General features: G+C 39.5%; 29 protein-coding genes and 1 pseudogene. 20 read left to right on the top strand and 10 right to left on the bottom strand.

Annotated elements, in window-relative coordinates; translation table 11 throughout:
• Window positions 1-190: 190 nt before the first annotated feature.
• Window positions 191-850 (top strand): potassium channel family protein, encoded by a 660-nt coding sequence (locus RCG24_RS09045; RefSeq protein ID WP_202653779.1) that lies wholly within the window; start codon window positions 191-193, stop codon window positions 848-850.
• 108 nt (window positions 851-958) lie between these two features.
• Here the strand turns inward: RCG24_RS09045 and rnjA are convergent, their stop codons facing one another.
• Both rnjA and RCG24_RS09035 read right to left on the bottom strand, forming a co-directional pair.
• Window positions 959-2,626 carry a ribonuclease J1 gene (rnjA, locus tag RCG24_RS09040; protein WP_202653780.1) on the bottom strand — a complete coding sequence of 556 codons (1,668 nt, stop codon included), beginning with the start codon at window positions 2,624-2,626 and terminating at the stop codon, window positions 959-961.
• Between the two features lie 6 nt (window positions 2,627-2,632).
• On the bottom strand, window positions 2,633-2,842 hold the full coding sequence (locus tag RCG24_RS09035) for a DNA-dependent RNA polymerase subunit epsilon (protein WP_308078902.1): 210 nt from the start codon (window positions 2,840-2,842) through the stop codon (window positions 2,633-2,635).
• A 528-nt stretch (window positions 2,843-3,370) separates the two neighbouring features.
• On the opposite strand from RCG24_RS09035, the gene RCG24_RS09030 reads away from it, so the two are divergent.
• On the top strand, window positions 3,371-4,141 hold the full coding sequence (locus RCG24_RS09030; RefSeq protein WP_308078901.1) for a Cof-type HAD-IIB family hydrolase: 771 nt from the start codon (window positions 3,371-3,373) through the stop codon (window positions 4,139-4,141).
• Between the two features lie 94 nt (window positions 4,142-4,235).
• Here RCG24_RS09030 and def read toward each other — a convergent pair whose 3' ends face one another.
• The gene (def, locus tag RCG24_RS09025; RefSeq protein ID WP_308078900.1) at window positions 4,236-4,790 is read right to left on the bottom strand and encodes a peptide deformylase; all 555 of its coding nucleotides are present in this window, start codon (window positions 4,788-4,790) and stop codon (window positions 4,236-4,238) included.
• 183 nt (window positions 4,791-4,973) lie between these two features.
• On the opposite strand from def, the gene RCG24_RS09020 reads away from it, so the two are divergent.
• The 6 genes from RCG24_RS09020 (at window position 4,974) to RCG24_RS08995 (ending at window position 11,421) form a co-directional block, all read left to right on the top strand.
• Complete coding sequence (locus RCG24_RS09020) at window positions 4,974-5,636, top strand: YkyA family protein (protein ID WP_308078899.1); 663 nt, start codon at window positions 4,974-4,976, stop codon at window positions 5,634-5,636.
• A gap of 457 nt (window positions 5,637-6,093) precedes the next feature.
• The gene (gene pdhA, locus RCG24_RS09015; RefSeq protein ID WP_308078898.1) at window positions 6,094-7,194 is read left to right on the top strand and encodes a pyruvate dehydrogenase (acetyl-transferring) E1 component subunit alpha; all 1,101 of its coding nucleotides are present in this window, start codon (window positions 6,094-6,096) and stop codon (window positions 7,192-7,194) included.
• 3 nt (window positions 7,195-7,197) lie between these two features.
• The gene (locus RCG24_RS09010; protein WP_308078897.1) at window positions 7,198-8,175 is read left to right on the top strand and encodes an alpha-ketoacid dehydrogenase subunit beta; all 978 of its coding nucleotides are present in this window, start codon (window positions 7,198-7,200) and stop codon (window positions 8,173-8,175) included.
• Between the two features lie 91 nt (window positions 8,176-8,266).
• Window positions 8,267-9,580, top strand: coding sequence for a dihydrolipoamide acetyltransferase family protein (locus RCG24_RS09005; RefSeq protein WP_308078896.1), 1,314 nt, complete (start codon window positions 8,267-8,269; stop codon window positions 9,578-9,580).
• A 4-nt stretch (window positions 9,581-9,584) separates the two neighbouring features.
• A complete protein-coding gene (lpdA, locus tag RCG24_RS09000; RefSeq protein ID WP_308078895.1) occupies window positions 9,585-11,000 on the top strand; it encodes a dihydrolipoyl dehydrogenase in 1,416 nt (471 codons plus the stop codon).
• Between the two features lie 172 nt (window positions 11,001-11,172).
• Window positions 11,173-11,421: a hypothetical protein gene (locus tag RCG24_RS08995; RefSeq protein WP_306792931.1), complete on the top strand. Its 249-nt coding sequence runs from the start codon at window positions 11,173-11,175 to the stop codon at window positions 11,419-11,421.
• 28 nt (window positions 11,422-11,449) lie between these two features.
• Here the strand turns inward: RCG24_RS08995 and RCG24_RS08990 are convergent, their stop codons facing one another.
• Entirely contained in the window at window positions 11,450-11,884 is a 435-nt protein-coding gene (locus tag RCG24_RS08990; RefSeq protein ID WP_202654317.1) for a DUF1885 family protein, read from the bottom strand.
• Between the two features lie 259 nt (window positions 11,885-12,143).
• Between RCG24_RS08990 and RCG24_RS08985 the strand changes: the two genes are divergently transcribed.
• Window positions 12,144-12,266, top strand: a complete 123-nt coding sequence (locus tag RCG24_RS08985) for a GapA-binding peptide SR1P (RefSeq protein ID WP_202653789.1) — start codon at window positions 12,144-12,146, stop codon at window positions 12,264-12,266.
• A 73-nt stretch (window positions 12,267-12,339) separates the two neighbouring features.
• Here the strand turns inward: RCG24_RS08985 and RCG24_RS08980 are convergent, their stop codons facing one another.
• Window positions 12,340-13,812 carry an aminotransferase class I/II-fold pyridoxal phosphate-dependent enzyme gene (locus RCG24_RS08980; protein WP_308078894.1) on the bottom strand — a complete coding sequence of 491 codons (1,473 nt, stop codon included), beginning with the start codon at window positions 13,810-13,812 and terminating at the stop codon, window positions 12,340-12,342.
• Between the two features lie 216 nt (window positions 13,813-14,028).
• On the opposite strand from RCG24_RS08980, the gene RCG24_RS08975 reads away from it, so the two are divergent.
• Both RCG24_RS08975 and RCG24_RS08970 read left to right on the top strand, forming a co-directional pair.
• Window positions 14,029-14,988 carry an NAD(P)H-dependent flavin oxidoreductase gene (locus RCG24_RS08975; RefSeq protein ID WP_202653791.1) on the top strand — a complete coding sequence of 320 codons (960 nt, stop codon included), beginning with the start codon at window positions 14,029-14,031 and terminating at the stop codon, window positions 14,986-14,988.
• A gap of 35 nt (window positions 14,989-15,023) precedes the next feature.
• Window positions 15,024-15,299 (top strand): UPF0223 family protein, encoded by a 276-nt coding sequence (locus RCG24_RS08970; protein ID WP_202653792.1) that lies wholly within the window; start codon window positions 15,024-15,026, stop codon window positions 15,297-15,299.
• A gap of 105 nt (window positions 15,300-15,404) precedes the next feature.
• Here RCG24_RS08970 and RCG24_RS08965 read toward each other — a convergent pair whose 3' ends face one another.
• A complete protein-coding gene (locus RCG24_RS08965; protein ID WP_308078893.1) occupies window positions 15,405-16,031 on the bottom strand; it encodes a YktB family protein in 627 nt (208 codons plus the stop codon).
• A gap of 177 nt (window positions 16,032-16,208) precedes the next feature.
• Here RCG24_RS08965 and RCG24_RS08960 point away from each other — a divergent pair, with 177 nt between their 5' ends.
• Together RCG24_RS08960 and RCG24_RS08955 are read left to right on the top strand one after the other, a co-directional pair.
• On the top strand, window positions 16,209-16,403 hold the full coding sequence (locus tag RCG24_RS08960) for a hypothetical protein (RefSeq protein WP_202653794.1): 195 nt from the start codon (window positions 16,209-16,211) through the stop codon (window positions 16,401-16,403).
• A gap of 264 nt (window positions 16,404-16,667) precedes the next feature.
• Entirely contained in the window at window positions 16,668-17,465 is a 798-nt protein-coding gene (locus tag RCG24_RS08955) for an inositol monophosphatase family protein (protein ID WP_308078892.1), read from the top strand.
• Window positions 17,466-17,481: 16 nt separating this feature from the next.
• Here the strand turns inward: RCG24_RS08955 and RCG24_RS08950 are convergent, their stop codons facing one another.
• A complete protein-coding gene (locus tag RCG24_RS08950) occupies window positions 17,482-17,679 on the bottom strand; it encodes a YlaF family protein (protein WP_308078891.1) in 198 nt (65 codons plus the stop codon).
• Window positions 17,680-17,823: 144 nt separating this feature from the next.
• On the opposite strand from RCG24_RS08950, the pseudogene typA reads away from it, so the two are divergent.
• From typA to RCG24_RS08935, 3 genes and pseudogenes are all read left to right on the top strand, one after another.
• Window positions 17,824-19,663: pseudogene (typA, locus tag RCG24_RS08945) on the top strand (translational GTPase TypA).
• A gap of 51 nt (window positions 19,664-19,714) precedes the next feature.
• Window positions 19,715-20,026 carry a YlaH-like family protein gene (locus RCG24_RS08940; protein WP_202654318.1) on the top strand — a complete coding sequence of 104 codons (312 nt, stop codon included), beginning with the start codon at window positions 19,715-19,717 and terminating at the stop codon, window positions 20,024-20,026.
• A gap of 15 nt (window positions 20,027-20,041) precedes the next feature.
• Window positions 20,042-20,335: a hypothetical protein gene (locus tag RCG24_RS08935; protein WP_202653798.1), complete on the top strand. Its 294-nt coding sequence runs from the start codon at window positions 20,042-20,044 to the stop codon at window positions 20,333-20,335.
• A 106-nt stretch (window positions 20,336-20,441) separates the two neighbouring features.
• Here RCG24_RS08935 and RCG24_RS08930 read toward each other — a convergent pair whose 3' ends face one another.
• Window positions 20,442-20,642 carry a YlaI family protein gene (locus RCG24_RS08930; RefSeq protein ID WP_202653799.1) on the bottom strand — a complete coding sequence of 67 codons (201 nt, stop codon included), beginning with the start codon at window positions 20,640-20,642 and terminating at the stop codon, window positions 20,442-20,444.
• 168 nt (window positions 20,643-20,810) lie between these two features.
• Here RCG24_RS08930 and RCG24_RS08925 point away from each other — a divergent pair, with 168 nt between their 5' ends.
• On the top strand, window positions 20,811-21,266 hold the full coding sequence (locus RCG24_RS08925) for a pyridoxamine 5'-phosphate oxidase family protein (protein WP_308078890.1): 456 nt from the start codon (window positions 20,811-20,813) through the stop codon (window positions 21,264-21,266).
• A 23-nt stretch (window positions 21,267-21,289) separates the two neighbouring features.
• On the opposite strand, the gene RCG24_RS08920 is transcribed toward RCG24_RS08925, so the two are convergent.
• A complete protein-coding gene (locus tag RCG24_RS08920; RefSeq protein WP_374049139.1) occupies window positions 21,290-21,880 on the bottom strand; it encodes a YhcN/YlaJ family sporulation lipoprotein in 591 nt (196 codons plus the stop codon).
• A 190-nt stretch (window positions 21,881-22,070) separates the two neighbouring features.
• On the opposite strand from RCG24_RS08920, the gene RCG24_RS08915 reads away from it, so the two are divergent.
• Complete coding sequence (locus RCG24_RS08915; protein ID WP_202653801.1) at window positions 22,071-23,399, top strand: PhoH family protein; 1,329 nt, start codon at window positions 22,071-22,073, stop codon at window positions 23,397-23,399.
• 73 nt (window positions 23,400-23,472) lie between these two features.
• On the opposite strand, the gene RCG24_RS08910 is transcribed toward RCG24_RS08915, so the two are convergent.
• Window positions 23,473-23,970 carry a molybdopterin-binding protein gene (locus tag RCG24_RS08910; RefSeq protein WP_202653802.1) on the bottom strand — a complete coding sequence of 166 codons (498 nt, stop codon included), beginning with the start codon at window positions 23,968-23,970 and terminating at the stop codon, window positions 23,473-23,475.
• 170 nt (window positions 23,971-24,140) lie between these two features.
• Here RCG24_RS08910 and RCG24_RS08905 point away from each other — a divergent pair, with 170 nt between their 5' ends.
• Together RCG24_RS08905 and RCG24_RS08900 are read left to right on the top strand one after the other, a co-directional pair.
• Window positions 24,141-24,422, top strand: coding sequence for an Fpa/YlaN family protein (locus tag RCG24_RS08905; RefSeq protein ID WP_202654320.1), 282 nt, complete (start codon window positions 24,141-24,143; stop codon window positions 24,420-24,422).
• 175 nt (window positions 24,423-24,597) lie between these two features.
• Window positions 24,598-25,803, top strand: coding sequence for an FtsW/RodA/SpoVE family cell cycle protein (locus RCG24_RS08900; protein WP_308078889.1), 1,206 nt, complete (start codon window positions 24,598-24,600; stop codon window positions 25,801-25,803).
• Window positions 25,804-25,830: the final 27 nt, after the last annotated feature.

Below are 25,830 nucleotides of genomic sequence, written 5' to 3'. Positions count from 1 at the left end.
TCGCTATGGTTTTTATTTTTGGCAATCTGCCAATTCTTGCGCTGCTATTTCTGCTTATTATTGCAGTCGTATTTGTATATAAAAAACGCAAGAATAGACCTAAAGGTTGATCGTTAATTCCTTTGGTTTTCGGTAAAAAGGTGCTAAAATGATAACATTATGAAGGATAGAAACGGTTGGGGGAGTTCTTGTGAAAAAGAGTTTTGCAGTGATTGGTCTCGGACGATTTGGAGGAAGTATTTGCCGTACTTTAACGGATGAAGGGATGGAAGTATTGGCAATTGATATTAATGAAGAACGGGTAAATGAGTTTTCGATGATTGCCTCCCATGCTGTGGTTGGCGATACAACCGATGAAGCAGTATTGAAAAGCTTGGGGATCCGCAATTTTGATCATGTCATTGTCGCCATTGGTGATGATATCCAATCAAGCATTTTAACAACATTAATCCTTAAAGAGTTGGGAGTGCCTTTTGTTACCGCAAAGGCCCAAAATGATTACCATGAAAAGGTATTAAGAAAAATCGGTGCCGACTACGTTGTCCACCCGGAGAGAGATATGGGCCGAAGGATTGCCCATAATATGATCTCAAGCAATATTGTCGATTATCTCGAGCTGTCAGAAGAACATAGCATTGTTGAGATCGTGGCAAACGCAAAACTTGGCGGCCATACCATTATGGATATGGACATTCGCAAGAAATATGGGTTAAACATTGTGGCCATTAAAAGAGGCGGAGATATTATTGTTTCACCACAGGCCTCTGAAATGATTCAAGTCAATGATGTCCTAATTGTCATTGGGACGGATACTGACATTGATCGCTTTGAGAAAAAAGTTATGGAATAATAAAGAGAAGCGTGGTCACGCTTCTCTTTTTAATAGTAATTTTTAGCGCTGTCTCTTCAGGTTAAAAGGAACAGACCTTTAGTGCGAGGCGCTCACGCTTGTACTATTTTAAACTTCCATGATAATTGGCAAAATCATCGGTCTCCGTTTTGTTTTTTCATAGAGGAAAGGGGCTAATGTATCGGTAATTTCGTTTTTGATTTCCGACCATTGGCTTGTTTTTCGTTCCATTATTTTATTTAAGTGTTTGGTAATCAAAGTTTGTGCGTCATTGATTAAATCGCCGGATTCGCGCATATAGACAAATCCGCGGGAAATGAGGTCCGGCCCGGAGGCGATTTTGAATTCTTTCATGTTGATACTTACAACAACAACAACTAAACCTTCTTCAGAAAGAATTCTGCGGTCGCGAAGGACAATATTCCCGATATCTCCGATTCCGCTTCCATCGATGTAAACAGACCCGGATGGAATTTTTCCGGCTACTTGTGCGGTTGAATCGGAAAGAGCTAAAACTTCGCCATTATCCATAATAAAGCAATTTTCTTCTTCGACACCACAGTCGACTGCCAATTTAGCATGCATCTTTTGCATCCGGTATTCCCCATGGATTGGCATGAAAAACTTTGGTTTGAGTAAACGCAGCATCAGTTTCTGCTCTTCCTGTCCGCCATGACCGGATGTATGAATATTACTTAATTTGCCATGAATAACATCTGCACCTGCTCGATACAGCATATTAATCGTTCTGCTGACGCTAATGGTATTTCCCGGTATAGGTGATGATGAAAAGACAACTGTATCACCAGGGATGATTTGGATTTGGCGGTGGGTTCCATTGGCAATTCTTGATAGAGCCGCCATCGGTTCACCCTGACTTCCTGTACATAGAATGGTAACCTTTTCGGCGGGTAGGCGATTAATTTGCGTTGCATCGATAAAGGTATCTTTCGGTGCTCTTATATAGCCCAAATCAAGCCCGATATTTATTGACGCTTCCATGCTTCGTCCAAATACGGCAATCTTCCGGCCATTTGTAATGGCTGCTTCCGTGACTTGTTGAAGGCGATGAATATTTGAGGCAAAAGTTGCAAAAATAATTCGTCCAGTTACCTTACGGAAAATATCCTGAATACTTTCTCCAACACGACGTTCAGACATGGTAAAATCAGGAATTTCGCTATTCGTACTATCTGATAGTAAACAAAGGACACCGTCTTTTCCGATTTCAGCCATTTTTGTCAGATTTGCTGGTTCCCCAACGGGGGTAAAATCAAATTTAAAATCGCCAGTGTGAACAATTTGTCCCGGTGGCGTTTTTACAACAATCCCATAAGAATCAGGGATACTGTGAGTGGTTCGGAAAAAGGTAACAGAAGTTTTGCGGAACTTTATAACATCGTCTTCTTTAATTTCGATCAATTTCGTGTTACGTAACAAACCATGCTCTTCCAATTTGTTTTTTATTAATCCAAGAGCAAGCTTGCCGCCATAAATAGGGATATTTATTTCCCGTAGTAAATAAGGAATGCCCCCAATATGATCTTCGTGCCCATGGGTTACGAATAGGCCTTTTATTTTATCTTCGTTCTTGATTAAATAAGTATAGTCAGGAATTACGTAATCGATACCTAATAATTCATCTTCGGGGAATTTGATTCCAGCATCGATTAAAATAATTTCATCCTGGAATTGTACTCCATACGTGTTCTTGCCAATTTCACCTAACCCTCCCAAGGCAAAAACAGCAGCTTGATCATTCTTTACAAATTTCATATATTATCAAATCTCCAATACTTTAAAGTCTTCGTTTTGTTGTTCATACTGTAAATAAACTCCCTTCACTTCTTGTATATATTCGATGTTATAACCGCGGTCTCCAATTTTAGCGTAAACATCTCTTACAGATTCAGCCTCAATGAAAAAGGTTTTTGTTTTTTCTCGAACTGGTACCTCATTAATTGATTCTTGGTAATAAACTTTAAAAATCATGGCAATCCCGCTCCTTAATCATATAACTTTTTCTATTATATAAAACATTTTCATCTTTTTCATTTATTTTCTTTGAATTCCTCAAACTGAGCAGAAAACGATCTGAAAAGAATCACTGAATATCAATTTACAATAAGGAAGGAGCCCTTCGCAACTTGAAGGGCTCAAAATTTTTTAGGCAATTGATTTTTTTCGTAATAAATCTTTCCACTGTTTCAAGAGCTTCTTTCTTAGCTTCTTTAACATAGTGGGTCATCTCCTTACTTTTATTTTAAACCATCCTTGTCCAAAGTAAAGCGAGCAATCATAAAAATGTTGAAAATTTTTAACAGAAATAAATGGACGTTTTTTATTCCTTGTGGAAAGAAGTGTGTACCGTGCTTTTTTATTAGATAGTATATGAGGAATTAGCGGATTTTTTCATGGTTAATCATGGAATTTAACGTAGGGCCAATTGACAATTTGGTAAATGTAGTTTAGGGTTTAAGGGAAAAAATAGATACTGGATCAAGATTGAAGGGGACCTGTATGAAGAAAATTGTTTTTTTCGATATAGATGGAACATTGCTCGATCAACAAAAAAGCCTTCCTAATAGTACAAAGAAAGCAATCCAGAAATTAAAAGAGAACGGTATTTTTGTGGCGATTGCAACTGGAAGAGCTCCGTTTATGTTTGAACATTTGCGTGAGGAATTGGAGATAGACTCGTTTGTAAGTTTTAATGGCCAATACGTAGTTTTTGAAAACCAGGTTATTTATGAAAATCCTTTATCGGAAGGGGGATTAGAAGAATTATTATCCGATGCCAAGAATAATAACCACCCGCTTGTGTTCATGAATGAGAAAACCATGAAGGCAAGTATCAGCAAGCATCGTTTTATTCAAGAAAGTTTGGCTACGCTGGGTTTTCCTCATCCAAATAAAGATGATCAATTTTATTCAAAGCGAAAAATTTATCAAACACTGCTTTTTTGCCAAGAAGGTGACGAGCAGCAATATTTAACGAAGTACGATCACTTTCATTTCATTCGTTGGCACCCATTGGCAGTTGATGTACTGCCCAAAGGCGGCTCAAAGGCAGAAGGAATAAAAAAATTGATAAAGGAACTGGGGTTTGCTTTACAAGATGTGTATGCTTTTGGAGACGGACTTAATGATTTGGAAATGCTGAAAACAGTCGGAATTGGCGTTGCTATGGGCAATGGGGTTCCACAGGCGAAGGAACTTGCTGATTTTGTTACAAGTGATGTGTCCGAAGATGGCATTTGGAACGGTTTAAAGGAATTGAAACTTATTTAAAGAAGGTGTAAGGCTGTCTAAAAAGAGAGGGTGTCAGACCCCATAAAATTTAATGGAACCTGACACCGGTTGGGACAGTCTCTTTTTAAATTGTCTAGCTGTCAATCTCAATTGCGCCTTCGATTGGCTTTAATGGGTTGTTTTTATCGATATGATCATAAAACATGATCCCGTTTAAATGGTCAATCTCATGCTGAAAGCAAACGGCTGGCAGTCCTTTTAGGCGAAGTTTTATTTCTTTTCCGTCTACATCGAATCCTTTTACAGTTATTCTTGCGTACCGAGGAACATAGCCTGGAATGGATTCATCTACGGAGAGACAGCCCTCCCCCGATTTTAAATAGGCTCTTTCAACAGAGTGGCTGATAATTTTGGGATTAAAGAGGGCATAGCTATAAAGCTCACCTTTATCACCGACGATATGAACAGCAATCATTCGTTTAGATACATTGATTTGTGGTGCTGCCAGCCCAATTCCCGGGCGGAGACCATATTTTTCTGCAACTTCTGGATTTTGGCTATTAATGAGAAATTCCAAAAGCTCAGTTAGTATTTGTTTATCTTCGTCAGACGGTGGCATTACAACCTCCTCAGCTGTTTTCCGAAGTGTTGGATGGCCATCTCGAATAATATCATCCATTGTTATCATGACGTTCACTCCTGTAATTCCATTTATTATGAATTAGTCTACTAAACAATTTTATAAATTCTCTTTTAATATTTTGGGATGGCAATGTTATTGTTGATTTTTAAATCAGCAGGTTGCTTAACACGGCCATTGTAAAAAAAACCGGACATCGCTATAGTAAAAAAGTGATTAGGAGGGGTTAAAGTGCAAACTATCAGAAAAAGTCACTTTATTATAACGGTTATTGCAATTTTTGTCATGTTATCAGGCTGTGCCAAGAAAAATACAACCGTCGAGGAAATATATCATGTCTTAGAGAAGACCGTTACAAAGGAAAAGGTATTTGAACAGCAGCAAAAACCACTTGTCACATTAGAAAAAAAGGAAAAAAATCTTTATAATCAAATCATTCGCCTAGGATTGAAACAGTATGATCAGATTGTTAAACTTTCCAATGAAGCCATTGCTTCCGTCAACCAGAGGAAAAAACTGATGGATAAAGAAACTAAAAGCATAGAGGAATCAGAGCAGGAATTTAAAAAAATTAAACCGCTTATCGGAAAATTAGAAGACCCAGATTTAAGAAAAATTACGAGTGAGTTAGCTGATATTATGTCAAAACGGTATAAGGCCCACGAAAAACTGAGTCTTGAATATAATGATGCCTTAAAAAACGATAAAAAGTTATACGATATGTTTAAAAATAAGAACCTTCCCCTGCAGGAGCTTGAGGGACAAGTCAATAAACTGAACAAAATTTATAAGACAATCTCGGCTACCAATGAAGAATTCAATCAACTTACAGAACAATACAACAAGAAAAAGCTTAGTTTTTACAAAAAAGCAGGCTTAGCGACAAATAAATAATTAGCTTAAAAAATCGGCTCATCATGAGCCGATTTTTCTATATTATAACAATGGGAGAAATTAATACGTTTTTATATAACAGTTTTCATTCAAAAAATGAAACAGTAATCAAAAGAACTATTTTTATTTAATAAGATAAACGTAGTGAAAAATTATAATGCTAAGTGTTTGACGATGATAAATGAATATTGTAAACTCGATATTGAGATCGATAGTTGTATTATTTTTTTAGGTATAAAAAATAATACAGAACAATCCGCTGGAAGAAAATGATTCTTGTGTTTTAACTTGTATTTTTTGTGAAAGGTTAACTATAGTTAATTTTCGAAAATGCAGTGAATTTTAAAAGGAGCTCAAATGAATGCATTATTACATGCTTACAGATATTTTTTGGGCATCCTATTAAGGTGGATTTCATCAATTATTAAATTGAAATAGAAAGGAAGATGTGAACAAGATGGCTTCAAAAACGGATGCAAGAAAGGCGTTGGAAATAGTTGAAGAACAATTTCCAACATTGCAGATTCTTAATGAGGATGGGGAAATTGTAAATGAAGCAGCAATGCCGGCTTTAACGGATGAACAGCTTCAAGAATTAATGCGTCGGATGGTGTATACCCGTATTCTTGATCAAAGATCAATTTCTTTGAATCGGCAAGGAAGATTAGGTTTCTATGCACCAACTGCCGGACAGGAAGCTTCACAATTGGCCTCTCAGTTTGCACTTGAAAAAGAAGACTTTATTTTACCGGGGTACCGTGATGTGCCACAATTAATTTGGCATGGACTGCCATTATATCAAGCATTCCTATTTTCCCGTGGACATTTCCAAGGAAACCAAATTCCCGATGGTGTTAATGTTTTGTCTCCACAAATCATAATCGGGGCCCAGTATGTACAAGCCGCAGGTGTTGCTTTAGGAATGAAAAAGAACGGTAAAAAGTCTGTCGCAATTACGTATACCGGTGACGGTGGTACTTCGCAAGGGGACTTCTATGAAGGAATGAACTTTGCAGGTGCTTTTAAGGCGCCAGCCATTTTTGTTGTCCAAAATAATCGTTTTGCGATTTCGACTCCTGTTGCAAAACAATCAGCTGCCAAAACATTGGCACAAAAAGCGGTGGCAGCTGGAATCCCGGGAATTCAAGTTGATGGAATGGATCCATTGGCTGTTTATGCTGCTACTCATGAAGCTCGCGAACGTGCGATTAATGGTGAAGGTCCAAGTTTAATTGAAACCCTGACCTACCGCTACGGTCCACATACGATGTCAGGTGATGACCCTACTCGTTATCGTACTGCCGAACTGGATAACGAATGGGAAAAGAAAGACCCGCTTGTCCGATTCCGTAAATTCCTTGAAAACAAAGGTTTATGGAGTGAGGCGAAGGAAAACGAAGTAATTGAACAGGCTAAGGAAGAAATTAAGGAGGCCATCAAAAAAGCGGATGCTGCTCCAAAACAAAAGGTGACCGATTTAATTTCGATCATGTTTGAAGAAATGCCTTATAACCTAAAAGAACAATATGAAATTTATCAAGCAAAGGAGTCGAAGTAAGCCATGGCTCAAATGACAATGATTCAAGCAATTACAGATGCATTGCGCACTGAACTGAAAAATGATCCGAATACTTTAGTGTTTGGCGAAGATGTTGGCGTTAATGGCGGAGTATTCCGGGCAACTGAGGGGCTTCAAAAGGAATTTGGTGAGGAGCGTGTATTCGATACCCCACTTGCCGAGTCCGGTATTGGCGGTTTGTCAATTGGACTTGCACTGCAAGGATTCCGTCCAATTCCAGAAATCCAATTCTTTGGTTTCGTCTTTGAAGCGATGGATTCCATTGCTGGTCAAATGTCGCGGATGCGTTACCGTTCGGGCGGCCATTACCATATGCCGATCACTGTCCGTTCCCCATTTGGCGGCGGTGTTCATACTCCCGAATTGCATTCAGACAGCTTAGAAGGATTAATGGCCCAAACACCTGGACTAAAAGTGGTTGTTCCTTCGACTCCTTATGATGCCAAAGGACTATTACTTTCAGCTATCCGCGATAATGATCCGGTAATTTTCCTTGAACATTTAAAGTTATACCGGGCATTCCGTGAAGAGGTCCCGGAAGAGGAGTATACAATTCCACTTGGGAAAGCGGATGTTAAACGTGAAGGTTCAGATTTGTCGATTATCACTTATGGTGCAATGGTGCATGAGTCACTTAAAGCGGCAACTGAACTGGAAAAAGAAGGATATTCTGTTGAAGTCGTTGATTTAAGAACGATTAGTCCGCTGGATGTTGAAACGATCATCACTTCTGTTGAAAAAACAGGCCGAGCCATCGTCGTTCAGGAAGCTCAAAAACAAGCAGGTGTTGCGGCAAATGTGGTAGCGGAAATTAATGAGCGGGCTATTTTAAGCTTGGAAGCACCGGTATTACGTGTTACGGCACCAGATACAGTCTATCCGTTCTCACAAGCAGAATCAGTATGGCTGCCAAATTACAAAGACGTAATGGAAACAGCAAAAAAAGTACTAACATTTTAATGAAACAGGGAAATGGACAGCTGTTCTATTTCCCTATTACTACTAAAAAATGACCTCAAAATATTTGATAAAACTAGGAGGATGAAACACTGTGTCATTTCAATTTAAAATGCCTGATATCGGTGAAGGACTGCATGAAGGCGAAATTGTGAAATGGTTTATTAAGCCAGGCGATAAAGTAAATGAAGATGATGTTCTTTGTGAAATCCAAAATGATAAATCGGTTGTTGAAATTCCATCTCCAGTTGAAGGAACCGTACTAGAAGTTTTAGTGGAAGAAGGAACGGTCGCCACGGTAGGGCAGGTACTTGTTACCTTTGATGCACCTGGATATGAGGATCTTCAATTTAAAGGGGACCAGGGTGAGGAAGAGGCAAAGCCAGAAGAGCCAGCAACACCTGAAGTGGCGCCAACACCTGAAACTAAATCTGAAAATGCTCCACAAGCTGCAGTACAGCAAGTTGAAGTAGATCCAAACCGCCGTGTTATTGCCATGCCATCCGTAAGAAAATATGCCCGTGAAAAAGGTGTAGATATCCACTTAGTGGCAGGAACCGGTAATAACGGCCGAATTATGAAAAATGACATTGATGCATTTCTAAACGGTGGTGCTCAAGCGGTTCAACCAGCTGCATCTGCTGTTCAAGAAGCTGTCGTCGATGCTGTTGAAGCCGCACCAGCTGCCGCCATTCCGCAAGGACAATATCCAGAAACACGTGAGAAATTAAGCGGTATCCGTAAGGCAATTGCCAAAGCAATGGTAAATTCAAAGCATACTGCGCCTCATGTCACATTGATGGATGAAGTCGATGTCACAAAACTGGTTGCTCATCGGAAGAAATTTAAAGAAGTGGCAGCACAAAAAGGCATTAAGCTGACATTCCTGCCATATGTCGTAAAAGCTTTAACTAGTGCTTTGCGCGAGTACCCAGTACTTAACACCTCTATCGATGATGCTGCAGGTGAAATTGTTCATAAGCACTACTATAATATAGGTATTGCCGCAGACACAGAAAGAGGCTTATTAGTACCGGTTGTGAAAGACGCCGACCGCAAGTCAGTATTTACAATTTCCCAAGAAATTAATGAATTGGCCGACAAAGCCCGCAACGGTAAGCTGGCTCCGGATGAAATGAAAGGCGGTTCATGTACCATCAGTAACATTGGTTCGGCTGGCGGTCAATGGTTTACTCCGGTTATTAATCATCCGGAAGTTGCGATTTTGGGAATCGGTCGTATCGCCGAAAAGCCAATTGTCAGAGATGGTGAAATCGTCGCAGCTCCTGTGTTGGCGGTCAGCTTAAGCTTTGACCACCGGATGATTGATGGAGCGACAGCGCAAAATGCTTTGAATCATATTAAGCGCTTATTAAACGACCCAGAACTATTACTAATGGAGGCATAATAAAATGGTAGTTGGAGATTTCCCAATTGAAACAGATACTATAGTCATCGGTGCGGGACCTGGGGGATATGTTGCCGCCATCCGTGCGGCACAGCTCGGACAGAAAGTGACCGTTGTTGAAAGAGAATACGTGGGCGGTGTTTGTCTAAATGTTGGCTGTATCCCTTCTAAAGCCATCATTGCGGCCGGCCACCGTTATGAAACGGCAAAACACTCGGATGCATTTGGAATTTCAGCGGAAAATGTAACAGTGGATTTTTCAAAGGTTCAGCAATTTAAAGCTAGTGTTGTCAAAAAATTAACCGGCGGTGTTGAAGGTCTTTTAAAAGGAAATAAAGTAAACATTGTTCGTGGGGAAGCGTATTTTGTTGACAGCCATTCATTACGGGTCATTAACGGTGATTCGGCTCAAACTTATTCATTTAAAAATGCCATTATTGCTACCGGGTCACGGCCGATTGAACTTCCTACCTTTAAGTATTCAAAACGTGTTCTGGATTCAACTGGTGCACTCAATTTACCAGAGATTCCGAAAAAGCTGGTCGTCATCGGCGGCGGCGTGATTGGCGTGGAACTTGGTGGTGCATATGCTAACTTTGGTACTCAGGTTACGATTTTAGAAGGTGCTGAAGAAATCTTAGGCATGGGTGTATTCGATAAGCAAATGGCATCCCTGGTTAAGCGCAGCTTGAAGAAAAAGGGTGCCGAGATTGTTACGAAAGCGTTCGCTAAAGGGGTTGAAGAAACCGAAAATGGTGTTGTCGTAACATACGAAGCCAAAGGTGAAGAAAAGAAAGTAGAAGCAGATTATGTCTTTGTTATGGTTGGCCGCCGTCCGAATACAAATGAAATGGGACTTGAACAGGCGGGTGTAAAAGTGAATGAGCGCGGACTTGTTGAAATTGACAAACAATGCCGGACCAACGTAAGTAATATTTATGCGATTGGTGATATTGTTCCCGGCCCGCAGCTTGCACATAAAGCATCATATGAAGCCAAAATTGCTGCTGAGGCCATTTCTGGTCTTCCTTCTGAGATTGATTATTTAGGTATTCCAGCTGTCGTATTCTCTGATCCAGAACTGGCATCTGTTGGCTATACTGAACAGCAGGCCAAAGAAGAGGGAATTGATGTAACGGCAGCAAAATTTCCGTTTGCAGCAAATGGCCGTGCGTTATCACTTGCTAGCTCTGATGGTTTTTTAAGGTTAATTACGCGTAAAGAGGATGGGCTTGTAATCGGGGCACAAATTGCAGGTGCCAATGCATCTGATATGATAGCCGAGCTTGGACTGGCAATTGAGGCAGGAATGACTGCTGAGGATCTTGCTTTGACTATCCATGCTCATCCTACTTTAGGTGAAATTACCATGGAAGCCGCAGAAGTAGCACTGGGAACACCGATTCACATTCTTAAATAAGTAAATGAAAGTCCTTTTCACAAATAAAGTGGAAAGGACTTTTTTTTGTCCATAAATAGAATAAATTTTTCTTTTAGACAGGAATTATTTTCTCTCTTAATAAAAACACTAAAGTGGAAAATAAGACACAAGTCAAACATATATATCAAAATAATATGTTTTTTAAGTGGTGATGAAGTTGAGGATTTATGTGGTAATACTGCTGCAATTTATGATTTGGAGCGGCTATACATTTATTGAATGGCTGTCGCAGCATGATCAATTGATATATAAAGTGATGATGTTTTTTGTCTTTTTTTATTTGGCATTTATTATTGGCAATAAGGTTACACAATCGCTAAGAAAAACATTCTTTATCACAACCTTTAGTTTGGTTGTCTATTCCTCTATCCATTATACAATGGCATTATTTATCCATTAAAAAAAGCCCCTATTCGGAGCTTATAAGATTATTTTCTTGGATAAAAGTACATGATCCTCTTGTTAAATAAATGAAGTTCTCCTTGCAGCTTTTTAGCAAGAAATTTACAAAATTCATTGGCCTTGCCTTTGTCTCCATGTGTTGCTTGGTCTGGAAGGCCAACCTGTATGTACATTTGTTCTCTTTCTTCCCCCTCTTCATTGCGAACGGTTTCCTTATCAATCCCGAGGAGAATAACATTGTATCTTTCGTGATCAGAATATAAATAAAACCACTTTCCTTTTCCTTCCTCCGTTTCTTTGATTTCGTAAGGAAAAGCCGCATCCTCGTATTGCCAATCCAGTTGGGTTCCGGTTTTTGAAGTAATATTTTTATAGTAATGGAATAATTCCTTTACTTCTTCAATTGTAATGGTTTGTTTTGCAGATGAAGGCACAAGTTTTATATAGGCATTAACAGTCATCATCAATCCCCTCTCCAGCAGATAGTTTATTCATTTTTATTCTAGCATTGAATAAAATAACGTACAACTCATAGTAAAAAAATTGAAATATGATTATGACTAAAAAAGGCTATTAAGGTCTTTTTTAATTTATTTTTTTAAATGTGACATACAAATTAGGCTTGATAAATAAAATGTGATATATTATTATGTTTTTAAAGGATGTTTAAACGCTTTCATGTAGTGGGATTATTTTCATATGAAAAGGAGATCGGGACTGATGGGTACGCTAGTCTGTCAAATTTGTAATTCAACTATCGATCATTTTGAAGATGAAAAGGTAACCGTTCTTTATTCAAAATGCAATTGTTGTTGTGACCATCATACAGAAGAAGAAGCGTAATAAATTTAGTCAGTATTCAATAAAAACAGGATCCCCATTAGGAATCCTGTTCTTTTTTTTGCTGGTAAAACGGTTATTGAATGGCTTTATATTCTTTTATAACATGAATTGTTTTTAACTCGTCATCTTCTGGTCCTTGGACCGGAAGACCGGCCTCGAGATTCTTCTTAATATAATGGAGGTTTTCCTTTGTAATAATTTCACCAGGGATAAAGATTGGTATTCCTGGGGGATAAACCATTACGAATTCGGCAATAATTCTTCCTTCTGATTCATCAAAGGGAATCACTTCAGTTTCTGCATAAAAGGCATCCCGGGGTGTCAGTGCCAGCACAGGGATTTCTGGAAGCAGAACTTCTGCCGGCTTGATTTTTTCTGCACGTTGTCCAACTTGTTTCGACAAGTCTGCTAAGGCCTTAACTAAAAGATCCCCTTCATATTCAGTATCACCAAATGTAATGATACAAAGGATATTGTATAAGTCAGACAGTTCAACCTCAATATTATGATTTTCTCTGAGCCATTTCTCAACCTCATAGCCTGATAATCCCAGGTCTTTCACCGAAATAATCAGCTTCGTCGGGTCATAATCATAGGCAGCTTTTGAACCTAATATTTCTTCACCCACACAATAAAGGTGATCAATTTCGTTAATTCTTTTGCGGATCGAGTTTGCCAAGTCGATGGTTCGATCAATCAGTTCTTTTCCTTTTGTCGCTAATTGTTTTCGGGCTACATCAAGCGAAGCCAGCAATAAATAAGATGTCGATGTTGTTGTCAGCATACTGAGGACGGATTGCACATGTTTAACTGACACCAGTCCTTCTTTAACATTTAAAACAGAACTTTGGGTCATCGAACCACCGAGCTTATGGACACTTGTTGCGGCCATATCGGCCCCTGCCTGCATCGCTGATAATGGAAGATCTTCATGAAAATGTATATGGATACCATGTGCTTCATCAACAAGAACTGGAACATGGTAGGAATGGGCAATATCCACAATTTTTTTCAAATCGGCTGAAATCCCAAAATATGTAGGATTGATTACTAATACAGCCTTGGCATCAGGGTGTTGTTCCAACGCTTTTTCAACCGATTCGGTCGTAATCCCATGGGAAATTCCTAAATTTTTGTCAATTTCCGGGTGAATGAAAACGGGAATGGCCCCGGAAAAAACGACCGCCGACATGACTGATTTATGAACATTTCTTGGGACGATTATTTTCTCACCTGGGCCGCATACAGACATCACCATGGTCATAATCGCACCGCTCGTACCTTGTACGGAAAAAAAGGTATGGTCCGCTCCAAAGGCTTCGGCTGCTAAATCCTGGGCACGCATGATCATGCCCTTCGGATGATGCAAGTCGTCGAGCGGCCCGATATTTATCAAGTCGATCGATAGCGCATTGTCACCGATAAACGAGCGAAACTCCGGATCCATTCCAGCACCTTTTTTGTGTCCGGGGATATGAAATTGAACTGGATTCTTTTTTGCATGCTCCAGTAAACCGCTAAATAACGGTGTTTGATTTTGAGACAATTTTACACCACACCTCTTAATTTTTACATTATTTTTTTGGTAAAAAACAAGTGAAATTATAGCATTATTCTTTGATAATGCATAGATCATTTTAAGAGAAAATTCTACTATAAAATGATGCTCAAACTTGGAAAGTCTCAAATTAGTTTTCCTTACTAACAGGAAAAATAACCATTCATCCCGAAATAATAGTTATTGAAATTAAGGGGGATTGACATGAACTGGAACACTAGGGTTACAGAAATTTTAGGTATTCGGTATCCTATTATACAAGGGGGATTGGCCTATTTAGCTTATTCGGATTTAGCTGCAGCTGTTTCGAATGCTGGCGGGTTGGGACAGATTACAGCGATGTCGTTGGGAAGCCCAGAATTGCTGAGAGAGGAAATCAAGAAGGTCAGAAAACTGACAAGGAACCCGTTTGGTGTAAATTTTGCGATTGGGCAGCATGGCAGACCGTTTAGAGAGTTTTTACAAGTTGTCATTGAGGAGGAGGTCCCGGTAGTTTCGATGACCGGAGGAAATCCGGCTCCTATTTTTGACCAATTAGAAGGAACAGCTATAAAAAAACTGGTCTTGGTGGCAGCCAGAAGGCAGGCAATAAAAGCTGAAGAACTTGGTGCTGATGCCGTTATGGTAGTTGGTCAGGAAGGAGGCGGACACTTAGGGCGCGATGATATAGGCACTATTGTCTTAATTCCTCAAGTGGTAGATGCTGTTTCAATTCCTGTTATTGCATCAGGAGGAATTGGTGATGGCCGCGGACTTATGGCAGCACTTAGTTTAGGTGCTGAAGGAATTGAAATGGGGACAAGATTTATTGCAACAAAGGAATGTGTGCATGCAAATGAGGTATATAAACAGGCATTAATTGAAGGAGGGGAATCCGATACGGTTGTGATCAAACGAACTCTCGGTGCCCCGGCAAGAGCGATTGCCAACAGTTGGACTGAAAAAATATTAGAAATTGAAAAAAACAATGGCGGTTATGAAGAACTAAAAGAGTTGATCAGCGGAGAAGCGAATAAACAGTACATATATAACGGAAAGGTGAATGAAGGCTTTGCTTGGGCAGGGCAGGTAATGGGATTGATTAAAGATGTCCCAACGGTAGCCGAGTTATTTAACAGAATCATTTCCGAGGCGGAACAAATTCGTACAAAATGGGGAAAATAACCGTCATAGTAAACCAAAATTAGCAGGTGGCATATATGGAATATCAATATCCAATTGATTACAGCTGGTCAACAGCGGAAATTGTCGATGTTATTAAATTTTTTGAAGCAATTGAAAAGGCCTACGAATCGGGGATTGAACGCGACACAATCATGAAGGCCTATCGCCGTTTTAAAGAAATAGTTCCCAGTAAAGCAGAGGAAAAGAAAATTTGCGGGGAATTTGAGGAAATCAGCGGCTATTCGTCGTATCGGACGATCAAAAAGGCAAAAGAAGCTCAATCAGGAGATACAATTGCGATGCATTCATAAGAAATAGAAATGGCTGTCTAAATGCTGTCAGTCACCACTGGTATTGCATAAATTATTGCTGTGGTACCTGACACGAAAGCTTTTTAGACAGCCTTTTTCCGTCTATTAGCTGATCGCCATTTTGTATAGTGGGGCAATTTTTTGAAAAACCTCATCAATTTGTTGAATTAATGGTTGCGAGCCAAGCTTAATCGTTTCCTCTCGGTCAATTGTATAGCCGCATAGCAGTTCTGCCTTCTTTACTGATTGCAGCCTCCCCAACATCTTAATTAAGTCATCATTTGATAATTGCTGATGCTTGATCATTTCGGGTTTTGTATGATCGACTGACCAGACAAAATCTTTGGGAATTTCGCGATAAATTTGCTCAGCCCTTTTAAGCAGTTTTTCGGCAATCTCACTTTTTTGCGGTGCTTCATAAATGACGGCGAACCAAATAAATAAATGTGTTTTCCAAAGTCCGATTTGGAAATGTGGGAGCATTTTATAGCCGCGGCGATTATTGGCAAACGCTACCCAAGTATCTTTTGGGGGATTAATCGTTCGTCTGGCGTGCTTAGCAACATGCACAAACATTTCTTCCCCTGTTAGTACTGAGATGGTTGGTGCAAAATATTGACCTAAAGATTCTAACTTTGGACGAATTCGCTCTTTTAAAGCGTCCATCCGCGGCTCAAGGCCTTCTACTAAAAAAACATCAAAATCCTCTCTCGTAAATCCTGAAAATTCCATTTCGTCAACCTCCCGTTCAGGTATATGTCAATAATTGTAGCATACGAAAAAATATAGACGAAATGAATTGCTTTTCTAGGTTAATGCACATATTTGTTCCCACAATTCAAAATGGCTCATATTATACAGTAAATAATCATATAAAAGGCCAGTAAAGTTGGGAAGGGGAGGAGAAATGTGAAGCAACTGATGAACACTTCTTTGAAAAAAGTTAGTGAAAGAGAACGAACTGCGGTGTTAAGATTAGAAATGGATTATGAATTAGCTACATTATTTGAAGCAATCGAGGAAAAGGATGAAAAGAAAATTAAATTGTGTAAACAAAAGCTCGAAAAAATCAGGCTGGAATTAGTTCGCTTAAAAGCTTTTTGAGTTATTATTTAAAAGTATTATTCAGCTAAGGAGCAGCAAAATAGAATGAAGCGGGAGATCATTTTGATGATATAAACGAACTCCATTAAATGAGGGGGAGTTCGTTTATTATTGACGCTTGGGCCGCCTGTTTCGTGTGAAAAAAAACGAGAAAAAATTTGCTGTCAGCTTTATTTTTGATTAAGCTATAAGTATGTATTATTTGCAGGGCCTCAAATTACATAGATGGAAAAAGTCAGGAAAATTTTCATTGGAGGATCATTTATGAATTGGGAAGAAGTTTATACTAGCGCAAAGCAATGGGTAATCGAAGCTGGCGAGATCATTCGTGCCTCTTTTAAACGGACTTTAACGATTCGGACAAAATCAAATCCTAATGATTTGGTAACAGATATCGACCAACAAATAGAGCAATTTTTCATCAGCAAAATAAGAGAGAGATATCCTGAACATAAAATAATGGGCGAAGAAGGATTTGCTGACAGGATCGAACAATTGGATGGAATTGTTTGGCTAATTGATCCGATCGATGGGACAATGAATTTTATCCATCAGCAACGGAACTTTGCCATCTCAATTGGAATATATGAACACGGTATTGGGAAGGTAGGAATCATTTACGATGTTGTCCACGATGAATTATATCATGCGGTTCGCGGAAATGGTGCCTATTTAAATGATCAGCCTCTTCAGCCTTTAAAGGAACGAGCGGTGAAGGAATCGATTATTGCTCTAAATGCCACGTGGGTGATGGAGAATCATCGGATTAATCATCAGCTATTAATTCCGCTCGTAAGGGATGCACGGGGAACAAGGTCTTATGGTTCAGCAGCCCTTGAGTTGGTTTATGTTGCGACTGGTAGAGTGGATGCCTATCTCTCGATGCGGTTATCGCCTTGGGATGTTGCAGCGGGAGCAGTACTGGTAGAAGAACTCGGAGGAGTAGTCACAAATTTAAAGGGGGAAAAATTGGATTTTGTTTCAAGGAATTCTCTTTTTGCAGCTAAACCGGGATTGCATCAAGTGATTTTAGAAAAATATTTAAAAAAAGGGAATTGGTAAAAAGAAGCCTTGAATTTTAGGCTTCTTTTTTCAATTCCCCATTTTCCCGCAGCCTTTTTTTGGTTTTAAAGCCCATTCCCATAATAAAAATAACTGCTACAATACAGCTGATGACTCCGATAAGACTTTTTTCTGCAATCGCAATCCCAATCCCGATAATGCTGGCCGCTGCAAGAATTGCATAAAATAGTAATGGCCATTTTACACGCTTCATTTTATGTTTACTCCTTATTTTGCTTTCTGCTTTTTATTTTACATAAAAATTTTTTTATTTTCCACTATTATGTGGTATAATGTTTCAGTTGTGCATGAAACTAAGCTAACTGACAAGTTTTTTATAAATAGGAGTGGAACATCGTTGAAAATTAGAGAAGATATTCGGAATATAGCGATTATTGCTCACGTTGACCATGGAAAAACAACTTTAGTCGATCAATTGTTAAGACAATCAGGGATATTTCGATCGAATGAACATGTAGAAGAACGTGCAATGGATTCGAATGATTTGGAAAGAGAACGCGGGATTACCATTCTAGCAAAAAATACCGCAATTCAATATAAAAATACACGGATTAATATCCTTGACACACCTGGACACGCCGATTTTGGCGGCGAGGTTGAGCGGATTATGAAAATGGTCGATGGTGTTTTATTGGTGGTGGATGCCTATGAAGGCTGTATGCCACAGACCCGGTTTGTTCTTAAAAAGGCATTGGAGCAAAATCTAACTCCAATTGTCGTCGTAAATAAAATCGACCGTGAATTTGCCCGTCCTGCTGAAGTAATCGATGAGGTTATCGATTTATTTATTGAACTTGATGCGACAGAAGAACAATTGGAGTTCCCGGTTATCTACGCATCTGCCATTAATGGAACGGCCAGCCTTAATCCGGATAAACAAGAATGAAAACATGCAGGTATTGTATGAGGCTATCATTGAGCATATCCCGGCACCGGTGGATAATAGCGATGAACCGTTGCAATTCCAAGTGGCTCTACTTGATTATAATGAGTATGTCGGCAGAATCGGCATTGGCCGGGTTTTCCGCGGAACCATGCATGTTGGCCAGCAGGTAGCTTTAATGAAATTGGATGGATCCGTTAAACCATTCAGAGTGACAAAGATACTTGGATTCTTTGGGTTAAAGCGCCAAGAAGTACAGGAAGCAAAAGCTGGAGATTTGGTGGCTGTTTCTGGGATGGAGGATATTAATGTCGGCGAAACCGTCTGCCCGTTTGAACATCAAGAAGCATTGCCAATTTTGAGAATTGATGAACCAACATTGCAAATGACTTTTGCCGTAAATAATAGTCCCTTTGCCGGCCGTGAAGGAAAATTTGTGACGGCGAGAAAAATTGAAGAGCGACTGCAAGAACAGTTACACACAGATGTAAGTTTGCGCGTTGAAAATACGGATTCACCTGATGCCTGGATTGTTTCTGGACGTGGGGAACTGCATCTATCTATTTTAATTGAAAATATGCGTCGTGAAGGCTTTGAATTGCAAGTCTCAAAACCAGAGGTAATTGTTAAGGAAATTGATGGTGTCCGCTGTGAGCCTGTCGAAAGAGTCCAAATTGACGTTCCGGAGGAGCATACCGGAGCTGTCATGGAATCGATTGGTGCCCGGAAAGGGGAACTATTGGACATGGTGAATAACGGTAATGGCCAAGTTAGGTTAATCTTTAATGTCCCGGCAAGAGGTTTAATTGGATACACGACTGAATTTTTAACACTCACCCGCGGCTACGGAATTATTAATCATACCTTTGACAGCTATCAGCCGATGTTATCCGGCCAAGTCGGCGGCAGACGCAATGGCGTGCTTGTTTCAATGGAAACCGGAAAAGCCTCCACTTATGGTATAATGCAGGTTGAAGACCGTGGTACCATTTTTGTTGAACCAGGAACGGAAATCTATGAAGGGATGATTGTAGGTGAGAACACGAGGGAAAACGATATTAGTGTTAATATTACCAAGGTGAAGCATGCCACTAACGTCCGCTCTGCCACCAAAGATCAAACGGCTGTCATTAAAAAGCCAAGGATTATGACACTTGAGGAATCATTGGAGTATTTAAATGATGATGAGTATTGTGAAGTAACACCAAAATCCATTCGTTTAAGAAAGAAAATTTTGGACAAAAGTGAACGTGAAAAATTGGCCAGAAAGAAAAAATATGCTGAAATGAGCTAATTAATTAAGGGGTTGCACGCTGTGGATGAATTAAAGTCCTTCTCTCCAAGCCTGAGATTTTTCATCGAGCTTGTTGCCGGTAATTCGCCTGTAACAAAAAGTGATATTGAAACGGGGGTATTGTTACAATACTTCTTTATTGTCATTTTATCGGTTATCGTCTATCGCTTAGGGTTTGCCAAAAAATTACCGATCTTAAAAAATATCATTATCTACACTTGCCTGGTCGTTGGCTGTTTGGTGTTGTTATTTTTCTCCTATGCCTTGCCAATTGCGGAAGGTTTGTTAGTGGCAGCGGTGATATTAATTATTTACCGGATTCGCCGTCACCAATCGGAAAAACAACAGACTGAGGCAAAGTAACGGAGGAAATGGGAAATGAGATCAGTACAGGATGTTTTGTATAATTGGCTAACCATTAAAGTGGTTTGTGATGCTCGTCCGGACGATACTGCTGCCCAGGAAACAAAGAGTCACTTTGATGAGATATTAGCATCGGAATATAAAGTCAGCCATATTGAAGTAACGAAAGATGATGTGATGTACTTTATCACATACGAACTGGAAAACGAAAGTAAAAAAACGCGGTTTCCCCGGGAGTTAATTGAAATTATGCTGAACCAAATTAATCATGAGCCCGAGAAATATGCGAACTACCCAATTGAGGAATAAAAAACCTCAAGCTCCTGCAGTGGGAGCTTGGGGTTTTTGCATAATAAGAATTTATCTTGTCCAACTTTGAGAATTGTCTAGCTCCAGCGCGCTTCCGCATTTCTATTCACCATTCATCTTTATCAGGCCGGGAACGGTAAAAACGGAAATTTCCTGTTTCCAGTCTGGCATTCGTTTTCTCGCTGATCCGGTCATGACAATCTTTACACATATATGTATGTATGGGTCGGTTACGAAGCCGTTTCGCCATCAGCGATTCGTCATCAATTGTTTCGATTTTATCACAAATTACGCATTTTACTCGCATTAGCGGCACCTCTTTGAAAAATTTGCTTAAAGGAATATCTATAATATATCATGGGAACACGGGCAATGGTAACTTCATTTGTTTAAGTTGCTGAAAAAACGCCATAGTAGTAATATGAGTATAACTGTTTTAAACAGAAAGAAGAACAGGAAAAGGGAGTAATTTCAAATGGTTAACCAAGTAGAGCCAAGGCTGATCAAGCCTTTATTTGATGAATTACAAAAAGAAAAATTCGTAACATTAGCAACGATTGATCACGAAACAGGGGGACCTAATGTTCGTGCCATATCCTGGGTATTAGCAAAAAATGACTGCACTATTTATTTTGCAGTAGATAATCGTTCGAAAATTTTAGAAAATATATCCAGAAACAATCAAGTCGTTATTAATTTGATCGCAAATGAATCAGTATATTCGATTCAAGGAGTTGCAGCCATTAAAGTTGACAGGCTGCCGGATGTTCCGTTAAAACTTGCCCTAGTGGAAGTTTCCATAAACGAAGTAAGAGATGTCATGTTTTATGGCTCCAAAATTATTTCGGAAGTCCAATATGATAAAACGTATGATAAAAAAGCCGCAGAACGGTTAGATCGGCAAGTCATGGAAGCAATGAAAAAAGCTTAGTGATACTAAGCTTTTTTCAATTATTATTTATAAAAATTAGATTGTCTTTCTTGTTCTTTTTCCAACTTATTTTCTTCATTGGCAGGAAGTTTTTTGTCAGGTTTGTCCGTTGCTTTTTTTGGATTTGGCGTAATTAAGTCACCGGGTATTTCCGGCATCAGGCGACCGGCGACATCCGCAAGCTCTTCCATTATACCGCGGATTGGACGCCCGTTTTTTATATCCGTTTGGATTTCTTTCAATCGCTCGGTTGTATCGGCATCAGCAACAACGATGGCGTTGGCACCGTAGGGATCTTTCCTTAAGCTTTCAGCGACAGAGTATTTTATCGAACCTACTTGTGAACGGTCAATTTTTGCATTTACATCAATACCTACAATTGCATACCTTCCCAGGACGACGGCAGTTGCATCATTTACATTAGGAATACTTGTCGCCAGTTCCACTAACCTTTTGGAAATTTCCTGGCCAGATTTACGGTCAACACTTTCTATATAACTGTTTTTAACATTCACTAATGATGGGTGCTCAGTTTCCGCAATCTGTTGATGTCGATCGTTATTACATCCTGAAAGGAAAAAACAGCCGATCATAGCTATTATCCATTTTTTCACCTTAGCACCAACCTCCAACATCTGTAATCAATCGATCAAGTTCATTTAATTATTCCCCGCTCACATTTAATGTGCGGAATACCTTCTATCTTTATTCCGATAAACATATATTTTTATCAATGTCCTATTAATCAAGGATCGATTTGTAGCTGGTAACAAGCCTACACCATGTAAAGCAGGAGGCGGCGCTTTGAGTAAAATATACGTCTTAGATACAAATGTATTATTACAAGATCCGTATTCCATTTTTTCCTTTGAAGATAATGAGGTTGTCATCCCAGCAGTAGTCCTGGAGGAAGTGGACTCAAAGAAAAGATACATGGATGAAATAGGGAGGAATGCCAGGCATGTATCAAGACTAATTGATGGTCTTAGGACCGCTGGTAAGCTTCATGAAAAAATTCCGCTTGAAAATGGCGGCACCGTTAGAATTGAACTTAATCACCGTTCGTTTCATGATCTACAAGATATTTTTGTGGAAAAAACAAATGATAACCGGATTCTCGCGGTTGCGAGAAATTTATCTTTGGAGGAGCAAAAAAAGCCAAATGGAAAGCCTGTCATCCTGGTGAGCAAGGATGCGCTTGTAAGGGTTAAAGCGGATGCACTGGGACTTACAGCGGAAGATTTTTTAAATGACCGGGTTGTTGATTTTGAGCAAATCTACACTGGATATCTGATCATATTTATTTCCCTCGAAAAATTAAAAAAATTTTACGAAACAGGGGAAATGCCATTATCGGAAATTGCCAGTCATTCCTTTTACCCTCATCAATTTTTAATCATGAAGGATGTGATGGGCAGTTCAGCATCAGCCATCGGTATCGTTGACCATAGGAACAAAAAGGTAAGAAAACTAGCGCTTAATCAAGAACATATATGGGGAATTCACCCGCGAAATGCCCAGCAAACAATGGCAATCGAATTGTTACTGCGTAAAGAGATCCCGCTTGTTACTTTAATTGGCAAGGCAGGAACAGGGAAGACCTTACTTGCCCTTGCTGCCGGGTTAATGCAAACAGAGGATTTTCACGAGTATAAAAAATTATTAGTGGCGAGACCGATCGTCCCGGTTGGTAAGGATTTAGGATTTTTACCCGGTGAGAAACAGGAGAAGCTGAGACCTTGGATGCAGCCCATCTATGATAACTTGGAATATCTTTTTAATACGAAAAAGCCAGGCGAGCTTGATGCGATTTTGGCGGGGATGGGATCAATTGAAGTCGAAGCGTTAACGTATATCCGCGGCAGAAGCCTGCCTAAGCAATTTATCATTATTGATGAAGCGCAAAATCTGACAAAGCATGAGGTAAAAACAATTATCACCAGGGTTGGCGAGGGGAGTAAGATTGTCTTAATGGGCGACCCCGAACAGATTGATCACCCATATCTTGATGCCTACAACAATGGCTTAACCTATGTAGTTGAAAAATTCAAGGACCAGTTGATTGCGGGGCATGTAAAGTTAATCAAAGGCGAACGGTCAGGTTTAGCCAGATTAGCAGCAGATTTACTTTGATTCAAAAAAAGAAACGGGCGCTAAACGCACCCGTTTCGAGTATTTAGCATTTTCGGTCAATTATTAGGCAACCTTATTTCACAAGAAAACCGCGAACATTTTTTATCGGGTTCTTTTGATTGGAACCGTCCCCGTAATAAACATGTACAGGTCCAGTGGAAGTCAATGGTTTACCGTTATCGGAAAATTTCAAAATAACTTCATATGCTTCTTCTATTGGAAGTTCCGTTTCCCCATCGTCTGTCATGATCACTAATGCAGTGGCAGTTTCTTCGGGTTCGGCATTTTCCAGAAATGGTTTGAAAAGCATGCCAAAGGTTCCGGTTAGGACCTTTTCCTTTTCAAATTTCTTTTCTGTCTTTAATGTCGGCGGAAAGACGGCACCTTCCATAATTTCACGATCCCAATGTTTCGAAACCGCTTTTGTATATTCTGCTAACGTATCCTTTTCTTCTTCTCCCTTTGTGAAATAAGTAGTTAAATCAATCCGGCGATCGTCAAAAATCCAGGTGCTTGGATCAAGCGTAATGGTATATTTTACCTTTCCGGAAATCATCAAAATATCTGCCATATGTATCCCCCCTATTAGATAACCATTATAAGTATAGCTTTTTTTCAAACAAATTCAAAATCCTGAACTGTTTTCGCTCGGGTAGCCTCATAATTTCTTGCAATTTTCGCTTGTAGACGGTAAAATTTATAGATAAGTTGAATAATCGCTCTGAAATGGGGGGATCAATGTTGGCGTCTGAAATGATCGTGAATCACCAAGAAAAAGCCTATGCCTTGCTGCAGGCTGACGCTGAGAAAATTTTAAAGCTTATCAAAGTGCAAATGGACAATCTCACGATGCCTCAATGCCCTCTTTATGAAGAGGTATTGGATACACAAATGTTTGGCTTGTCTCGAGAAATAGACTTTGCTGTTCGATTAGGCTTAATAGAAAGTAAGGATGGTAAAGCGATTATCGATACATTAGAAAAGGAATTATCTGCGCTGCACGATGCATTTTTAAAAAAATAAATAGGAAAACTCAAACAATTGTCGAGGAGTTGTTTGAGTTTTTTTATTTTTTACTTTACTCTACAGGATAGTCTATATTAAAATGTTGTAACAAATCAATTATTAACCAAGCCACAGCGTTCTTTTTCTATTATAATAGAATGGTAAATCAATATTGAAAATGAGGACGTCTTATATGGGTAAAAAAATATTGAAATCATATGATTATTCTTTAATCATCGCCATTTTTTTATTATGTGCGTTTGGTTTAGTCATGATCTACAGCTCCAGTATGGCTTGGGCGGTTCAAAGATATGACTATCCGCCCGACTATTTCTATCAAAAACAAAAACTGTGGCTGATGGGGTTTTTCCTTATCTTTATTGTGACTGCTGCTATTCCATATAAGATTATGAAATTCACAAACGTTTTAGTTGTTATTGTGGCAGCCTCCATTGTGACTTTGTTAGGTTTGTTTGTGTTTGGCTATGAAGCCGGTGGTGCCGTAAGCTGGTATAAATTCGGTTCATTTAAAATTCAACCGTCTGAGTTTGTTAAGTTGGGTATGATTATCTATTTGTCGGCTGTCTATGCCAAAAAGCAGACATACATCAATCAATTTAATACAGGTGTCCTTCCACCGCTCGCCTATTTATTGATTATCTGCTTCTTGATTATTCTGCAGCCTGACTATGGAACCGCCAGTATTATTGCTACAATTGCCGCTACGATCATTCTTTGCTCAGGGATGAATTTCAAAAATATCACAAAGCTCGTCATCATGATGCTGATTGTCATTTTACCGCTTGCCTATGTTTTAAGGGACCATATTTTTTCTGAGAAGCGTGCCAGTCGTTTTGCTGTGTTGAGCAACCCATTCGCCGAAGAATATGTCCAAGGTGCCGGGTTCCACCTGGCAAACTCTTATATTGCCATTGGTTCCGGTGGCATTAATGGACTAGGGCTGGGAAAAAGTATTCAAAAGCTCGGCTATCTGCCAGAGTCGCACACAGACTTTATTATGGCTGTCATTGCTGAGGAGCTGGGAATCTGGGGAGTCGGCTTTGTGATTCTATTACTTTCATACATCGTCTTAAGAGGAATTTATATCGGGCTCCAATGTAAGGATCCGTTTGGCAGCCTGCTGGCGATCGGAATCTCCAGTATGATTGGCATTCAATCGTTTATCAATCTTGCCGGTGTATCAGGACTAATCCCGCTCACTGGTGTAACACTTCCTTTTGTAAGTTATGGAGGTTCTTCATTGTTTATGCTAGCAGCAGCTTCAGGAATACTTGTGAATGTTTCTATGTTTGTAAAGTTTGAAAAAAAATACAAAAACCAACAGGGACAAGCTAATAAAGGCTTACAGCAGCGAGATGGGAAAGTTTATTATATTTGATTAACCACCAGGACCTTTGTAAAGGTC

It is taken from the genome of Neobacillus sp. OS1-32, from assembly GCF_030915425.1.
GTDB lineage: Bacteria > Bacillota > Bacilli > Bacillales > Cytobacillaceae > Neobacillus > Neobacillus paridis.
Note: the sequence above shows the minus strand (reverse complement) of the source record. Positions and strands in the feature narration are given on the sequence as shown.

What these genes read in the sequence shown, in the direction of transcription:
- rnjA (WP_202653780.1), bottom strand. Translation starts at nt 2,626, where the DNA reads ATGAAATTTGTAAAGAATGATCAAGCTGCTGTTTTTGCCTTGGGAGGG.
- RCG24_RS09035 (WP_308078902.1), bottom strand. Translation starts at nt 2,842, where the DNA reads ATGATTTTTAAAGTTTATTACCAAGAATCAATTAATGAGGTACCAGTT.
- RCG24_RS09030 (WP_308078901.1), top strand. Translation starts at nt 3,371, where the DNA reads ATGAAGAAAATTGTTTTTTTCGATATAGATGGAACATTGCTCGATCAA.
- def (WP_308078900.1), bottom strand. Translation starts at nt 4,790, where the DNA reads ATGATAACAATGGATGATATTATTCGAGATGGCCATCCAACACTTCGG.
- pdhA (WP_308078898.1), top strand. Translation starts at nt 6,094, where the DNA reads ATGGCTTCAAAAACGGATGCAAGAAAGGCGTTGGAAATAGTTGAAGAA.
- RCG24_RS09010 (WP_308078897.1), top strand. Translation starts at nt 7,198, where the DNA reads ATGGCTCAAATGACAATGATTCAAGCAATTACAGATGCATTGCGCACT.
- lpdA (WP_308078895.1), top strand. Translation starts at nt 9,585, where the DNA reads ATGGTAGTTGGAGATTTCCCAATTGAAACAGATACTATAGTCATCGGT.
- RCG24_RS08995 (WP_306792931.1), top strand. Translation starts at nt 11,173, where the DNA reads ATGAAGTTGAGGATTTATGTGGTAATACTGCTGCAATTTATGATTTGG.
- RCG24_RS08990 (WP_202654317.1), bottom strand. Translation starts at nt 11,884, where the DNA reads ATGACTGTTAATGCCTATATAAAACTTGTGCCTTCATCTGCAAAACAA.
- RCG24_RS08985 (WP_202653789.1), top strand. Translation starts at nt 12,144, where the DNA reads ATGGGTACGCTAGTCTGTCAAATTTGTAATTCAACTATCGATCATTTT.
- RCG24_RS08975 (WP_202653791.1), top strand. Translation starts at nt 14,029, where the DNA reads ATGAACTGGAACACTAGGGTTACAGAAATTTTAGGTATTCGGTATCCT.
- RCG24_RS08970 (WP_202653792.1), top strand. Translation starts at nt 15,024, where the DNA reads ATGGAATATCAATATCCAATTGATTACAGCTGGTCAACAGCGGAAATT.
- RCG24_RS08965 (WP_308078893.1), bottom strand. Translation starts at nt 16,031, where the DNA reads ATGGAATTTTCAGGATTTACGAGAGAGGATTTTGATGTTTTTTTAGTA.
- RCG24_RS08955 (WP_308078892.1), top strand. Translation starts at nt 16,668, where the DNA reads ATGAATTGGGAAGAAGTTTATACTAGCGCAAAGCAATGGGTAATCGAA.
- RCG24_RS08950 (WP_308078891.1), bottom strand. Translation starts at nt 17,679, where the DNA reads ATGAAGCGTGTAAAATGGCCATTACTATTTTATGCAATTCTTGCAGCG.
- RCG24_RS08935 (WP_202653798.1), top strand. Translation starts at nt 20,042, where the DNA reads ATGAGATCAGTACAGGATGTTTTGTATAATTGGCTAACCATTAAAGTG.
- RCG24_RS08930 (WP_202653799.1), bottom strand. Translation starts at nt 20,642, where the DNA reads ATGCGAGTAAAATGCGTAATTTGTGATAAAATCGAAACAATTGATGAC.
- RCG24_RS08925 (WP_308078890.1), top strand. Translation starts at nt 20,811, where the DNA reads ATGGTTAACCAAGTAGAGCCAAGGCTGATCAAGCCTTTATTTGATGAA.
- RCG24_RS08910 (WP_202653802.1), bottom strand. Translation starts at nt 23,970, where the DNA reads ATGGCAGATATTTTGATGATTTCCGGAAAGGTAAAATATACCATTACG.
- RCG24_RS08900 (WP_308078889.1), top strand. Translation starts at nt 24,598, where the DNA reads ATGGGTAAAAAAATATTGAAATCATATGATTATTCTTTAATCATCGCC.